At 34.1% G+C, this 15,963-nt stretch carries 15 protein-coding genes and 1 riboswitch; all 15 genes read right to left on the bottom strand.

The annotated features are described in order from the left end of the window. Positions 1–8 precede the first annotated feature (8 nt). Entirely contained in the window at positions 9–2,684 is a 2,676-nt protein-coding gene (gene metH, locus V6246_RS07050) for a methionine synthase (protein WP_341559764.1), read from the bottom strand. Then, complete coding sequence (locus tag V6246_RS07055) at positions 2,684–2,965, bottom strand: antibiotic biosynthesis monooxygenase family protein (protein ID WP_042497219.1); 282 nt, start codon at positions 2,963–2,965, stop codon at positions 2,684–2,686. Before V6246_RS07055 ends, metH begins: the two co-directional genes overlap by 1 nt. 17 nt (positions 2,966–2,982) lie before the next feature. Continuing rightward, positions 2,983–3,984 carry a homocysteine S-methyltransferase family protein gene (locus tag V6246_RS07060; RefSeq protein ID WP_341559765.1) on the bottom strand — a complete coding sequence of 334 codons (1,002 nt, stop codon included), beginning with the start codon at positions 3,982–3,984 and terminating at the stop codon, positions 2,983–2,985. A gap of 129 nt (positions 3,985–4,113) precedes the next feature. After that, positions 4,114–4,249, bottom strand: a riboswitch (SAM riboswitch). Positions 4,250–4,347: 98 nt separating this feature from the next. Beyond that, entirely contained in the window at positions 4,348–5,238 is an 891-nt protein-coding gene (gene cysM, locus V6246_RS07065) for a cysteine synthase CysM (RefSeq protein WP_341559766.1), read from the bottom strand. Beyond that, positions 5,225–5,965, bottom strand: coding sequence for a serine O-acetyltransferase EpsC (gene epsC / locus V6246_RS07070; protein WP_341559767.1), 741 nt, complete (start codon positions 5,963–5,965; stop codon positions 5,225–5,227). Before epsC ends, cysM begins: the two co-directional genes overlap by 14 nt. A gap of 194 nt (positions 5,966–6,159) precedes the next feature. Continuing rightward, positions 6,160–7,215: an NAD(P)/FAD-dependent oxidoreductase gene (locus V6246_RS07075; protein WP_341559768.1), complete on the bottom strand. Its 1,056-nt coding sequence runs from the start codon at positions 7,213–7,215 to the stop codon at positions 6,160–6,162. Positions 7,216–7,236: 21 nt separating this feature from the next. Then, positions 7,237–7,863 (bottom strand): precorrin-2 dehydrogenase/sirohydrochlorin ferrochelatase family protein, encoded by a 627-nt coding sequence (locus tag V6246_RS07080; RefSeq protein ID WP_341559769.1) that lies wholly within the window; start codon positions 7,861–7,863, stop codon positions 7,237–7,239. Position 7,864: 1 nt separating this feature from the next. Further along, entirely contained in the window at positions 7,865–8,629 is a 765-nt protein-coding gene (gene cobA, locus V6246_RS07085) for a uroporphyrinogen-III C-methyltransferase (RefSeq protein ID WP_341559770.1), read from the bottom strand. An 18-nt stretch (positions 8,630–8,647) separates the two neighbouring features. Further along, positions 8,648–10,738, bottom strand: a complete 2,091-nt coding sequence (locus V6246_RS07090) for a HEPN domain-containing protein (RefSeq protein WP_341559771.1) — start codon at positions 10,736–10,738, stop codon at positions 8,648–8,650. Between the two features lie 47 nt (positions 10,739–10,785). Further along, positions 10,786–12,033, bottom strand: a complete 1,248-nt coding sequence (locus V6246_RS07095) for a sulfate adenylyltransferase subunit 1 (protein ID WP_074938218.1) — start codon at positions 12,031–12,033, stop codon at positions 10,786–10,788. An 82-nt stretch (positions 12,034–12,115) separates the two neighbouring features. Beyond that, positions 12,116–13,021 carry a sulfate adenylyltransferase subunit CysD gene (cysD, locus tag V6246_RS07100; protein ID WP_341559772.1) on the bottom strand — a complete coding sequence of 302 codons (906 nt, stop codon included), beginning with the start codon at positions 13,019–13,021 and terminating at the stop codon, positions 12,116–12,118. A gap of 50 nt (positions 13,022–13,071) precedes the next feature. After that, a complete protein-coding gene (locus tag V6246_RS07105) occupies positions 13,072–13,692 on the bottom strand; it encodes a phosphoadenosine phosphosulfate reductase domain-containing protein (RefSeq protein WP_341559773.1) in 621 nt (206 codons plus the stop codon). Beyond that, positions 13,692–13,937 (bottom strand): DUF2061 domain-containing protein, encoded by a 246-nt coding sequence (locus tag V6246_RS07110; protein WP_410488894.1) that lies wholly within the window; start codon positions 13,935–13,937, stop codon positions 13,692–13,694. Before V6246_RS07110 ends, V6246_RS07105 begins: the two co-directional genes overlap by 1 nt. A gap of 173 nt (positions 13,938–14,110) precedes the next feature. Next, the gene (locus V6246_RS07115; RefSeq protein ID WP_341559774.1) at positions 14,111–14,530 is read right to left on the bottom strand and encodes an RrF2 family transcriptional regulator; all 420 of its coding nucleotides are present in this window, start codon (positions 14,528–14,530) and stop codon (positions 14,111–14,113) included. 140 nt (positions 14,531–14,670) lie between these two features. After that, positions 14,671–15,963, bottom strand: coding sequence for an HlyD family secretion protein (locus V6246_RS07120; RefSeq protein ID WP_341559775.1), 1,293 nt, complete (start codon positions 15,961–15,963; stop codon positions 14,671–14,673).

Consider the following 15,963-nt stretch of genomic DNA (forward strand, 5'->3'; position numbering starts at 1 on the left):
ATGCCATGCTATTCTTCTGCTAAATTAGGATGCAACCATTTTCTAGCTGTTTTCTTATCGATGCCTTTACGTTCAGAATAATCAGTTAACTGATCGTCAGTTATTTTACCTAAACCAAAATACTTCGCTTCTGGATTACCAAAGTAATACCCCGAAACTGCAGCAGCTGGCCACATCGCTAAACTTTCCGTTAAGGTTACACCAATTAGTTTTTCAACCTCTAGCAATTCCCAAATTGTTTCCTTTTCTAAATGATCAGGACATGCAGGATATCCTGGAGCCGGACGAATACCTTTATAACTTTCCTTAATTAAATCGGTGTTACTTAAATCTTCATCGGCAGCGTAACCCCAATGTGTTAATCTTATTTTTTTATGTAAATATTCAGCGAAAGCTTCAGCAAATCTATCAGCAATAGCTTGTGCCATAATACCATTATAATCGTCATCTTTAGCTCTATAACTATCGGCTAATTCTTGAGCGCCAAAAATAGCAACACAGAATGCGCCCATATAATCCGTTCTACCAGATTCTTTAGGAGCTATAAAATCAGATAATGCATGATTTGGAATCCCTTCACGTTTTTTTAATTGTTGACGCAACGTTCTAAAAATCGCGATTTCCTTTCCATTTTTCTGAACAGAAATATCATCTTCATTAATAGTATTCGCTTCAAACAAACCAAAAACAGCTTTCGGTTTTAAAAGTTGCTTGGCAATAATTTCCTTAATCATTTCCTGAGCTTCGGCATACATAATAGTAGCCTGCTCGCCTACAACCTCATCGGTTAAAATATCAGGAAATTTCCCGTGTAAATCCCAACTTCTAAAAAACGGACTCCAATCTATAAAAGGCTCCAATTCTTTTAAACTTAGCATTTTTAATATTTGCACACCTAATTCTCTCGGTTTAGAAATATTAGACGTTTCCCAATCTATTTTATATTTTCTTTTTCTAGCTTCTTCAATAGAAATATAAGATTTCTCTTTACCACGCTTTAAAAACTTGTTTCTAAAATCATCATAATCGGCTTTTAACTTCGCGACATAAGCATTGTTAGTTTTCTTATTTAATAAATCTCCAACCACGGTAACTGCACGAGATGCATCATTAACATGCACCACCGCGTTTTTATACTGTGTATCGATTTTTACAGCTGTATGTGCTTTAGATGTTGTTGCACCACCAATAAGTAAAGGCACTTCAAAATTTTGAAGTTGCATTTCTTTAGCTAGATATACCATTTCGTCTAATGATGGCGTAATTAACCCTGATAAACCAATGGCGTCAACACGTTCGCTGATGGCCATTTCTATAATTTTTTCTGGCGGCACCATAACTCCTAAATCTACAATTTCGTAGTTATTACAAGCTAAAACAACGCTCACAATGTTTTTACCAATATCGTGCACATCGCCTTTTACGGTAGCCATTAATATTTTTCCAACAGGCTCTTGTTTGTCTCCCTTTTCTTCTTCAATAAACGGGTTTAAGTAACCAACGGCTTTTTTCATTACACGCGCCGATTTTACCACCTGAGGTAAAAACATTTTACCTGCTCCGAATAAATCTCCAACCACATTCATCCCGATCATTAAATGACCTTCGATAACTTCAATAGGTTTTGCGGCTTCTTGTCTTGCTATTTCAACATCTTCAATAATAAAGGCATCAATACCTTTTACTAAAGCATGCGTTATACGCTCTTGTACTGGGTTTTCTCGCCAAGATAAATCGACACCTTTTTCAACTTTAGAACCTTTTACTGTTTCTGCAAAGTCTAACAAACGTTCGGTAGCATCTTCTCTTCTGTCTAAAATAACATCTTCAACGTGCTCTAATAAATCCTTTGGAATATCATCATAAATCTCTAAAAGCGCAGGATTTACAATACCCATATTCATACCCGCCTGGATGGCATAATATAAAAACACTGAGTGCATAGCTTCTCGAACGCCATTGTTTCCTCTAAAAGAAAACGATACGTTACTCACACCTCCACTTACACTTACATTTTCTAAATTTTGACGCACCCAACGTGTTGCTTCGATAAAATCGATAGCATTTCTTCGGTGTTCGTCCATTCCGGTTGCTACCGGAAATATATTTAAATCGAAAATAATATCTTCCGAAGCAAACCCCACTTTATCAACTAAAACACGGTATGAACGTTCAGCAATTTCAATTCTTCTTTGGTATGTATCTGCTTGCCCAACTTCATCAAAAGCCATAACAATAACTGCGGCACCATAGCGTTTAATTTGCTTGGCTTGCCAAATAAAATTCTCTTCACCTTCCTTTAAGGAAATAGAATTCACCACACATTTTCCTTGCACAACTTGCAAACCAGCATTGATAATTTCCCACTTAGAACTATCAATCATGATAGGCACACGGCAAATATCTGGTTCGGCAGCAATAAGGTTTAAAAAGCGTACCATCGATGCTTTACCATCAATAAGTCCGTCGTCCATATTAATGTCGATAATTTGCGCTCCACCATCTACTTGGTGACGTGCAATATCCAAAGCTTCATCGAACTTCTCTTCATTAATTAATCGTAAAAACTTACGAGACCCCGCTACATTAGTACGTTCTCCTACATTTATAAAATTGGTGTTTTCGCTTAGAACTAAAGGTTCTAAACCAGACAATTTCATGTATTTTGATTGCTTTATCTTCATTATCTATAATGTTCTACTGTTGGAAAAGGTTCGTAAAATGAATGTAACAACGTTTTCCATTCTTGATATTCTTGTGATTTACGGAAACCAATTTCATGATCTTCAATGGTTTCCCAATGCACTAATAATATATATTTATCATCTTGTTCAACACATTTTTTTAAATCGTGTGAGATATAGCCTTTCATTGAAGAAATGATTTTCTGAGCGATTTTAAATGTATTTTCAAAATCACTTGATAATCCTTTCTTAATATTCAATATGGCTACTTCAAGAATCATAATTTATAATTTAAAAATTATACCAATTCACCATGGGTTCTAGGCTTATACTTGGCTGCAAGATCTGCTATAACACGAATATGCTTCGGACTAGTACCACAACAACCACCTATAATATTTATTAAATTACGTTTTAAATATTCTTCTATTTGCTCTCCCATTTCTTCAGGAGTTTCATCGTATTCTCCAAAAGCATTTGGTAATCCGGCATTAGGATGCGCTGATATAGCAAAATCTGTTTTAGAAGCAATAGCTTCTAAGTGAGGTTGCAATAAATTAGCCCCTAAAGCACAGTTAAACCCTACTGAAAGTAATGGAATATGAGATACTGAAATTAAGAAAGCTTCAGCTGTTTGTCCTGATAATGTTCGTCCTGAAGCATCGGTAATAGTACCACTTAACATAATTGGCATATCGATACCACGTTCGTCTTTTACTTCTTCTATCGCAAATAAAGCAGCTTTGGCGTTTAAGGTATCAAATACAGTTTCAACTAAAAGTAAATCTACACCACCATCAATAAGCGCTTCTACTTGTTGTTTATATGCAATGCGTAACTCATCGAAAGTAACAGCTCTGTATCCTGGATCGTTAACATCGGGAGACATACTTGCTGTACGGTTTGTTGGCCCTATTGAACCCGCTACAAAACGAGGTTTGTGGGGTTCTTTTGCAGTAAACTCGTCGGCGACTTCTTTGGCTATTCTTGCAGACTCGTAGTTTAGCTCGTAAACTAAATCTTCCATTTGGTAATCTGCCATAGCAATTGTAGTTCCCGAAAAAGTATTGGTTTCTACAATATCAGCACCTACGGCAAAATACTTACCGTGTATGGTTTTTATAGCTTCGGGCTGGGTAAGCGATAGTAAATCGTTATTTCCCTGTAAAGGTGTTGGATAATCTTTAAAGCGTTCGCCTCTAAAATCTTCTTCTTGAAATTTATAAGCTTGTAGCATCGTACCCATGGCACCATCTAAAACCAAAATTCGCTCTTTTAATGCTTCTCTGATATTCGACATGTTTTCTTTTCTTTTTACGCTTTAGATTATTTTCGTTTACAGCAATTAAAAATACTGAAGAACGAAACACTTAGCTAAAACGTTGTATTCTATTATAAGTTTTATCAAGAAAAGTTAAAGAAACACTTTTCGTTATCTGTCTAATAATTTTAAAAATTACTAAGTAGAATGTAGCACCTTCTTTAATTCCTTGATAGTTATCTCGGTTCTTAAAGGGTTGCCAAGGTTTCAACGGGTCTATTCCCTCTGCCTTTCTTGATAACACAATTACATTTATGAACTGTTACCACCATTGTGGATTTGCTCCTGCAAAAATAACAACTATATTGCTGTTATCCTTGTGATATTGCGAAAATTATTAGACTATTCAAATAGGCTAGACGACAAATAACGATCGCCACGATCGCAAATAATAGCAACTACAACACCGCTTTCTAAAGACTCTGCAATTTGCAAAGCACAGAAAACAGAACCACCACTACTCATGCCTGCAAAAACACCTTCTTCTTTCGCTAAACGTTGTGTTATATTTTTAGCATCTTCTTCGGTTACATCTATAACAACATCTACTTTTGAACGATCAAAAAACTTAGGCACATACTCTGGCGACCATTTTCTAATACCAGGTATTCTGGCACCATCGGCCGGTTGTGCTCCTACTATTGTTATTGCTGGATTTTTTTCTTTAAGAAATGTAGACGTTCCCATAATGGTTCCTGTTGTTCCCATAGTGGCAACAAAATGTGTTATTTCACCTTCTGTATCTCTCCAAATTTCTGGACCTGTTGTTTTATAATGCGCTTTCCAGTTATCATCATTTTCAAACTGATTTAAAACGGTATACCCTTTTTCATCACGTAATTTAAAAGCAACATCTCTAGAACCTTCAATACCGATATCCGCTGGCGTTAAAATTACCTCAGCACCATAAGCCCGCATGGTTTTAACACGTTCTACTGTAGAATTTTCAGGCATAATTAATACCATGTTCAATCCTAAAAGTTGTGCTATAAAAGCTAAAGCAATTCCTGTATTTCCACTGGTTGCTTCAACTAAAGTACCTCCCTTTTTAATATCGCCACGTTTTAAAGCTTCAGAAATCATATTGAAAGCAGCACGATCTTTTACGCTTCCTCCGGGATTATTTCCTTCTAACTTCAAAAATAAACGCACGCCTTTTTTATTAATTAAATGCGTTGCTTCAACTAAAGGTGTATTTCCTATTTCGTCTAATATTGTTTTACCGTATGCCATTTTTCTTCGGTCTAATTTTAATTTCTGTTTGATATGTTACTAATGAATCTTCGGGTACCGATTGGGTAATCCAAACATTAGCTCCGATAACACTGTTTTTACCAATTACAATATCGCCTCCTAAAATAGTTGCGTTGGCGTAAATGGTAACATTATCGTCTATGGTTGGGTGTCTTTTAGTAGAAGCCAAGTCCTTTGAAACTTGAATACCACCTAAAGTAACTCCTTGATATATTTTCACTTGCTCTCCAATTATGGAAGTTTCACCAATTACAATTCCTGTACCGTGATCGATATAAAACGATTCGCCAATAGTAGCACCCGGATGAATATCGATACCTGTAATACCGTGAATATATTCACTCATCATTCTAGGTAAAATATAAACACCTAGTTTATAAAGCGCATGACTTAATCTATAAATTGAAATAGCATGAAAACCAGGATAAGCCATGTAAATTTCGGCTAAACAATGCGATGCAGGATCGTTATTTTCGAAAGCAATAGCATCTAAATCTAATTTCCTTCTAATTTCTGGAAGTTCCGCTTTAAAGGTTTCCCATATTTTTTCGCCATTTTCAATTTCTAATTTATCTAGAATTTGCAAGAATGTTTTCTCTAAATATTCGGCGTGTTCTGCTTCGTGATCACAATCGAACAAAGAGTAAAACACTTTTTTGGTAAAGGCTTTAACTGTGTCTTTTAAACAAACATTATAACTTTTCATTTGCTGCTATATGTGTAATACCATTGTGTTTAATGGTGTATTTAATCAGTTTATAAAAATAAAACTAATCCTTTTAAAAAGCTTCTTTTTTTAAACATTAAATCCTGCAAGATTTTGGAAACCTTGCAGGATAGTCATGCCTTGTGTTTAGTTTAGATCTTTTTAATGAAAACACTAAAAAGATTTATCGTTTACTAGGTAATAGCTTGAACTACGGCCTTAGGAGCTTCTTTACGAGTACCATCAAAACCATCTACACCAGAAACTGTAGTATATTTTAAAACATTTTTCTTTCCTGGATGTATAATTTTATATGCCGCCTGACACATGATAGTTGCTTCATGGAAACCACAAAGTATTAATTTTAATTTACCTGGGTAAAAATTACCATCTCCAATAGCAAATATACCAGGAACATTAGTTTGATAATCTAAGGCGTTATTTACTTTTACTGCATTTTTTTCAATCTCTAATCCCCAATTTGCAATAGGTCCTAATTTAGGAGAAAGCCCAAATAAAGGAATAAAGTGATCGGTTTCTAAAGTAAAAGGCTCTTCGTCCTTTTTAGTTATTTCTATCGCTTCAACTTTACCGTCTCCTAAGATATCAGTAACTTCTGCAGGTGTAATAAGGTTTATTTTTCCAGCATCTTTTAGCTCTTGAACTTTTTCAACTGAATCTAAATGTCCTCTAAATTCATTACGTCTATGTATTAAAGTAACACTTTCTGCTATGTCGGCTAAAAATATAGACCAATCTAATGCAGAATCTCCACCACCAGCAATGATTACTTTTTTATCACGATACACTTCTGGTTCTTTAATCATATACTCAACACCTTTATCTTCATACTTAGAAAGGTTTTCAAGTTGCGGTTTTCTAGGTTCAAAACTACCTAAACCACTAGCAATAGCAACAACTGGTGCTTGGTGTTTTGTTCCTTTATTTGTAGTTACTATAAACGTACCGTCTTCCTGCTTTTCAACAGTATCTGCACGCTCACCTAAAGTAAAACCAGGCTCAAATTGTTTTGCTTGCTCTAATAAATTTTTTGTTAAATCTCCAGCTAAAATTTCTGGAAATCCAGGAATATCATAAATTGGTTTTTTAGGATACAATTCTGAACACTGCCCACCAGGCTGTGGTAACGCGTCAATTAAATGACATTTCAATTTTAATAATCCAGCTTCGAATACTGTAAATAAACCTGTTGGCCCCGCGCCAATTATTAGTATATCTGTTTTAATCATTTTACTATGCTTTATATATAATTACTCTTTTTTTTCTATTAGTCCTTTTGTGAATTCGTTTAACGTTTCCACTTTTTGTTCAAAATCACCTTTAATAGTTTTTCTAAACTCGTTTAAATTTTTAACTAAATCGTCTACGTTTTCAGGAATAACATCCTCAAAAAATTGACGCAAACGTTTTGCTGTAGTTGGTGATTTTCCGTTAGTAGAAATCGCCACTTTCACATTCCCTTTGGTTACAATACCACCCATATAAAAATCGCAATACGGCGGATTATCGGCAACGTTAACTAATTTAGATTCTGCCCTACAGTCTTTCCAAACTTGTACATTTACCTCTGGTATATCTGTCGTAGCAACCACCATATGCTTGCCAATAATATAGTTTTTTTTATAACTATCTTCAACTAATGTTACACAACCTGTTGTTGCAAGTTTTATAGTGCCTTCACGAAACATTGGCGACACCATTGTAACGTGTGCATCTGGACTCGATTTTAATAAGAACGTTAATTTTTCTTCAGCAACATTTCCGCCACCAACAATAAGTACATTTAAACTTTTTGTTTTTAAAAAAATAGGATATAAATTATTCCTTTCTTTTTCAGCTAGGCTCGACGTCTTTATTTTATCCGCTTCATCTAGCATATTACTTATTTTTATTAACCGTTTCTAAAACCGATGATAATACAGCGCGTTCTTTCACCACATCGCCAATAACAATAATAGCAGGGTTTGCTAATTGTTTTTCTGCCACTATACTTTCAATAGAACTTATAGTACCAATCCCTACGTTTTCATTATCTCTGGTGCCGTTCTGAATAATAGCTACGGCAACATCTTGTTTATTTTCTTCTGAAAAAATGCGAACAATTTCACTCAATTTACCCATGCCCATTAAAATAACAACTGTTGCCGACGATTTTGCAGCCAAAGCCACATCGCCAGATAACTGATGCTTTTTGGTGGTTCCGGTAATGACCCAGAAACTCTCTGAAGATCCTCGTTTTGTTAACGGAATACCTTGATAAGCTGGCACGGCCATGGATGATGAAATACCAGGAACAACATAAGTTTCTAATCCAAATTGTCTCACATAATCAATCTCTTCTGCGCCTCGACCAAAAATAAAAGGATCGCCGCCTTTTAAGCGTACCACATGCCCTTTCTCTTTAGCTTTAGATACAATAAGATCGTTTATTTGATCTTGTTGAAAAGCATAACACCCTCTACGTTTACCTACAAAAATAAGTTCGGCATCTGCCGCAGCATATTTTAGTAAAGCCTCATTAATAAGTGCATCGTAAAGGATAACATCTGCAGATTCGATGGCCTTAATTGCTTTAAGGGTAATCAAATCTAAATCTCCTGGACCAGCACCTACTATGGTTAATATTGGGGTTTTTAAACTCATTGTTGTTTTTTAGTATTCTTATGCTTTAGCTTGTTCTGCTTCTCTATAAGCTCTAACTGCTGCTAAAAACTTATCGGCATTTGCAATATAACTTACTGCAAAATCTTTAGTTGGTGCATTTTTATTGATTTCGTAAATTAATTCTGAAAACGATGTTCCTAAATCAATTTTACCACCTTCAATAAAAAACTCATCAAACTGAGAAACAATTCCAGCATGCGTATTTGTCTTTTTGTTTTCAGCTAATAATAACGCTTTCGCGGAATTAACTAGCGATTGGTAAGCGTAATATATAGCACTAGAATACACCTCATCTTCAAAAGAAGCTTTAGCATTATCTATTTTCTCTTCACTCTCAAAGAATAATGTTGCAATTAAATCGATAACTACACCAGCACATTCTCCAATACCAATTTCTTTAACGTATTTTTCTTCTTCTCCCCAATCGATAAAATCTTCTTGAGTTAAATTAGTCACGTCTTGTAAATCGTTTAATAAATCATAAAAATAACGTTCTCCAGTTACTTTATAATAATCTACAAATGATTTCCCTTCAGCATTTGCTTCAAAATCATTTAAGATTCTACGTAATGCTTCCGGTCCTCTTTTACTTGGTACTTTTACTACTTTATCAGCAAAAAGTGCGTTTCCATTTCCTAAATTCCCGCCACCTAATAAAACTTGTAACGCAGGCGCTACTAATTTTTCAGGCGTTCTAACCGTCATCCCTTGGAAACCAATGTTTGCCATATTGTGTTGACCACAAGCATTCATACAACCACTAATTTTAATTACAAGATCTTCATTTTGTAAATACTGTGGATATTCTGCCGTAATCATACGTTCTAATTCTACCGAAATACCAGTACTACTTGCTATACCTAAGTTACAAGTATCTGTACCAGGGCAAGCTGTAATATCTACGGCTTTATTGTAACCCGCTTCTACAAAACCTAATTTCTCAAGTTCTTGATAGAAAAACGGCACTAAATCTTCCTTTACAAAAGGAATAACTATATTTTGACGTAATGTTAAACGTATTTCACCAGCAGCATATTTATCAACTAAATTAGCCAATAAACGCGCCTTATCTGTATAGAAATCACCTAATAAAACTTTAACACCAATAGCAACATATCCATCTTGTTTTTGAGGAATAATGTTAGTCGATTTCCATAAATCAAAAGCTGCTTGGTCTTTAATTTCAACTTGCGGTGCTTCAACAGAAACCGGTTGAGATGGCACATAAGCATCGGCATCAATAGCTACTGTTTTAAATTCAATCGCTTTTTGTTCTTCAGCAATTAAAGCTTTAAAAGCCTCTAATCCAATATCCTTTAAAAGGAATTTCATACGTGCTTTAGCTCTACTTTTACGTTCACCGTAACGATCGAAAACTCTTAAAACACCTTCCATTACTGGAATAATTTTATCTGCAGGTAAAAAGCTATAAAGTTCTTCGGCATGGCGCGGTTGAGAACCTAATCCACCAGCAACCATCACTTTAAAACCACGAACACCGTTTTCTACTTTCGCAATAAAACCAATATCGTGTAAATACGATAATCCCGTATCTTCGTCTGTATTAGAGAAAGACACCTTAAATTTACGTCCCATTTCTTGACAAATTGGGTTACGTAAAAAGAATTTAAAAATCGCATCTGCATAAGGAGATACATCAAAAAGTTCGTTAACATCTACTCCTGCAGTTTCAGAAGCTGTTACGTTTCTTACTACGTTTCCGCAGGCCTCACGCACGGTAACCTCATCTTTTTCAAGCTCAGCCCAAAGTTCTGGCGTTCTTTGTAAATCTACATAGTGAATTTGGATATCTTGACGGGTTGTAATGTGCAAACGACCACGAGAATATTCATCTGAAACATCAGCAATTCTTCGTAATTGGTTACTTTTCATTTTTCCGAAAGGAATCTTGATACGAATCATTTGAACCCCTTCTTGACGTTGGCCATAAACGCCACGAGCCAAACGAAGGCTTCTAAATTTTTCTTCATCAATTTTACCATTGTTAAATAGCTCAATTTTATTGGCTAATTCAATGATATCCTTTTGTACTATTGGATTTTCTATTTCTGTTTCAAAACTTTGCATGATATACCTGACCTTTTTCTTATTAGAAAAATATTTTTTATTATTTGTTACTGGATAAAACCAGCTCCAACCGTGTTATTTGATTGTGGATCAATTAAAATAAACGAACCGTTTGTTCTATGGTTTTTGAATTGATCAAAAAAGATAGGTTTGTTTAATTTAAATGAAACCGACGCAATATCATTAACACCTAAAGATGTTGCTTCTTTATCTATTCCTGAATAATCAGGATTAATTTTGTGGTTAATTCTATCAACTTTAGCTAATACTTTATTAACACCATGTTGAACAATATATTTACCACCAACGGTTAAGTTTTCAGAATCCATCCAACATACATTGGCTGTAAATTGTTTATCGATAGTAGGCAAATCGTTTTCTTTAACAATCATGTCTCCACGAGATACGTTAATATCGTTTTCTAAAGTAATAGTTACAGAAGAACGTCTAGAAGCGGTTTCGTATTTCTCGTCGTAGAAATAAATATCTTTAATTTTAGATCTTGTTTTAGAAGGTAAAACAATAATATCATCTCCAACGCTTAATTCACCTCCGTAAACTTTTCCTGCATAACCTCTAAAATCGTGAAAATCTTCAGTTTTAGGACGAATTACATACTGCACAGGGAAACGTGGTGTACCTACATTATAGATATCTTTTTTATCTAAATCTTCTAAATGCTGTAATAAAGCATCACCTGTGTACCAAGGCATTTTATCAGATTTGTTTACAACATTATCACCTTGTAATGCACTTACAGGAATGAATGTTATTTTTTGATCTTGATAATCTCTTTTGCTCATTAATTCAGAAAAATCGGCCTTAATTTTATTATAAGTCTCTTCTGAATAATCAACTAAATCCATTTTATTAATAGCCACAACTACATCTTTAACTCTAAGTAAGTTATTGATAAAAAAGTGACGATTAGTTTGCTCAATAACACCTTTACGTGCATCGATTAATATAATAGACGCTTGAGATGTTGATGCTCCAGTAACCATGTTACGTGTATATTCTACGTGGCCAGGAGTATCTGCAATAATATAACTTTTCTTTTTAGTTGAAAAATATATATGCGCTACATCAATAGTAATACCTTGTTCTCTCTCGGCCATTAAACCATCTGTCGCTAATGAAAAATCTAGGTAATCATACCCTAATTGTTCACTTTTGTCTTCTATCGCTTTTAACTTATCTGAAGTTAATGATTTTGTATCGTAAAGGATGCGACCGATTAAGGTACTTTTACCGTCGTCTACACTTCCTGCTGTTGCAATTTTTAATACTTCCATTGTAATTATAATGTTGGCCAAAAGCCTAATTTGTATTCATTTTAAAAGATTCCGTTTTCACGAAAATAACAAAATTGATATTCTAGAAATACCCTTGTTGCTTACGTTTTTCCATAGCACCTTCAGATCGCTTATCATCGATTCTAGCACCACGTTCAGAAATAGTAGAATCTCTAATTTCTTCTACTACTTTCGAAATTGAAACTGCATCTGAATATACCGCTGCAGTACAACTCATATCTCCAACCGTTCTAAAACGAACCATTTTTTCTAATACCTCTTCATTATCATCTCTGTAAACAACATCGTCTTCTGCAGACCAAATCATGCCATCTCTCAAGAATACTTTACGTTTGTGAGCAAAATATATTGAAGGAATTTCAATGTTTTCTTGTTCTATATAAGACCAAACATCTAATTCCGTCCAGTTAGAAATAGGGAATACACGTACGTTTTGTCCGTGTTCAATATCGCCATTCAACATATCGAATAACTCCGGACGTTGGTTTTTCTCATCCCATTGACCAAAATCGTCACGAACAGAAAAAATACGCTCTTTAGCTCGTGCTTTTTCTTCATCGCGTCTTGCTCCACCAATAGCCGCATCAAACTTAAATTCCTCTAAAGCATCAAGAAGCGTAGTGGTTTGCAACATATTTCTACTTGCATAACGACCAGACTCTTCTTTTACCTTACCTTCATCAATAGAATCTTGAACGTTACGTACAATTAGCTCTAAACCTAATTCTTTACATAAACGATCTCTAAATTCAATAGTTTCAGGGAAATTGTGTCCCGTGTCTATATGCATTAAAGGGAAAGGTATTTTTGCTGGGTAAAAAGCTTTAACAGCCAATCTAACCAAAGTAATAGAATCTTTTCCTCCAGAAAATAACAACACAGGTTTTTCAAATTGCGCTGCCACTTCTCTCATAATGTATATAGCCTCGTTTTCTAACGAATTTATATTTGATGTGTCTTTATTCATAATCTCTTTTTGTTATTTCGCTTTCGCGGAATATTCTAATTTATATTGTTTTAAGCGTGTAAACCACACTCTCTATTTTCTAATGCTTTGGTTGGATCGAAATATTTAAACTCATTTGGCAGGTTATTCTCTTCCAAATATTTATCTAATTTTTCATCGCTCCAAAAGTAAAACGGACTAACCTTTAATACTCCAGCTTTACTAACACTAAAAATACCGATGCTATCTCTAAAAGCCGTTTGTCCTTGGCGTAAATTTGTAAACCAAACTTTTGGGTTATGCTCTGCCATAGCTCTTGTAAAAGGCTCTAACTTCACTTGCTCTGTAAATAAAGCATGTTCCGGAGCATCTACACTAGGAATTCCCATAACGACATCTCTATGTGAAGATGTTTGTTTTGGCACATATAAAAACACATTTAAGTCTAAGTCTTTTATAACCTGTTCTGCATGCTTATATGTTTGTGGTGTATTGTAACCAGTATCGCACCAAACTACTGCCGTTTTAGCTTTAACCGTATTTACAGCATGCAAAATAGCAGCCTCATAAGGTCTAAAATTTGTAGTTACTACAGCTTCGTTACTTAACTCGAAAGCTTTAGCTATTATTTCTGCTGGTGAAGCGTTTTTAAAAGCTTCATTTAATGTATTTAATTCTGATTGTTCTATCATTATTTCCCCCATTTAACTGAATTCCAAATACGCTCGTGAAAAAAGTACAGTATCATCTTGGTTACAAAATCTACCGATGCGATAGATGCTGCTACCGAAAGTTCACCTGTTAAAAAATAAGAAACTATTAAAGTATCTAACGTTCCAATAAGTCTCCAGCTTAAAGCTTTCGCTACACTTCTAATTGGTTTTTCTCCAACTGCATCTTCTTGATAAGTAGACTTTTCTTTATTTTTTAATAACATTTGCGCTATCATTTTCTTAATCTTATATTAATCCTACCGTTTTAGTAGGGATTACAAATGTAATACATTTTTATACATAACAAATAGGTTTTATGAATTTTTTAGGATAATGAAATATTTTCGGGTTAAACTGAAGAAAATTTATAGAAAACCGAAAATTTCTCATGATTTTATCAAGATTTAGTATTTGATAAATCGGCTAGCGTATTGTTTCGTAGCACTTTTAGTGTATTATCACGTACCATAATCATGAGTTTATGCACACTACATGCATGCTCATCTGGGCAATCGTCACATTTTTCATAAAAGTTAAGACTCACACAAGGCACCATAGCAATTGGTCCCTCGAGAACACGCATTACATCCGTCATTTTAATTTCCGAAGGTTCTTGTCTTAAATAATAACCACCATGCTTTCCTTTTTTAGACCCTAGAATACCAGACTTTCTTAAGGTTAGCAAAATTCCTTCCAAAAATTTCTGAGGAATGTTTTCACTTTTAGCAATAGTACCAACTTGCACTGGCGCATCGCCTTCTGCTCTAGCAAGAAACGTTAGTGCTTTTAGTCCGTATTTAGTTTTTTTAGATAGCATGTGGTAAATATAGTTATTTAAAACACTTTGCTAATATAATTATTTTGAAGAAGTTTTATAATTAGTGGCATGTTGTTTTTGTAAAGTGCTAAAACAAAACGCATCAATATTATATATGCAAAAATTACTACCCTTATTATTTATCGTCTTAAAGCCTCTTTAAACTGATAGAAAAAACGTTCTATTAAACGTAAATCTTCAGTAATAATTTCAGCAGAACCACGCATTTCTTGTTTAAAATCAATGGTTTTTCCGTAAGAAGTCACTAATACTTTAGGTAATTCTACATCTATAACATATAAGCCATTTACATCAGGCACTATTGAAACATTTTTAACAACTCCGTTAAGCACACCAAACTCTGTATCAGGATAATTTTCTATTTTTAAATTCACTTTTTGACCAATTTTAATTTTTCCAGAATTTTGACCGGGTGCTTTTAACTTAGCTATAAACGAGGAATTTCCGCTAGGAATAATTGTAAAAACCAAATCGCCCTGATTAACGTTTTGATTGGAATTCCAAAAATTTAAAAACGATACTTTACCATTAATATTAGATTGCAAAACATACTGATATTCCCAATCTCTAATTGCTTTTTTTAATTGATTAAAAGATTGAATAACATTTTTAAGCAATACCATTTCTTCTTTCACCCTATTAATTTCAGTGCCTTTAGAGGTTTGCTTTGCGTTACTTATTCCTTCTCTAATTTGAGATATTGAAGATTCAAAATTCTTATAATTACGTTCTGCCTGAGCCGCTTCTAGTTGTTTATTCTCGAAGTCTTGAGCAGAAATAATACCTTTATCAAACAATAATACATGCCGTTGTAAATCCTTCTTTTTAAAGTCTAATTCCGTTTTATTAATTTCTTTTTGAGACTGAAGACTTCGTAATCTTCTATTTAATTCTGAAATGGAATATATATTTGCTACGGCCTCATTAGAATAGGGTTTTAATTCTTTATTTAATTGATACTGTATATAGCTATTTTCAAATAAAGCATATTGAGATTCAATATTCCCTAAAAATAAAAGAGGTAAACTATCTATTGGAAACTTAAAATATTGTCTATTTAAAGTTATAGTATCTATAATCGATTTAAGCTTAAATACATCTTTATAATTAGCCGTGTTTTCTAATATAGCCAAACGCTGCCCACTACTAACCTCTTGATTATCTTTTATTAAAATAGCTTCTAACTTACCTGTAATTTTAGCATATTCTTTTTGTGGCGGAATTTTAGTTGTTATTAAAGCTTCTGATGCAATTATATCTGGATATTTTACTAACCAAGACAAAAACAACAGCAATATTATTAATACAAGAAATAATACATTCCCCCAACGTATCATCCAATGTGGTACTTTGCTAAGTATTTCTTGTACCTCTTCACTCCTTAAATCTATGTCTTCTAGTTTGTCTGACAT

This window comes from Algibacter sp. TI.3.09 (assembly GCF_038154905.1).
Classification (GTDB): Bacteria; Bacteroidota; Bacteroidia; order Flavobacteriales; family Flavobacteriaceae; genus Algibacter.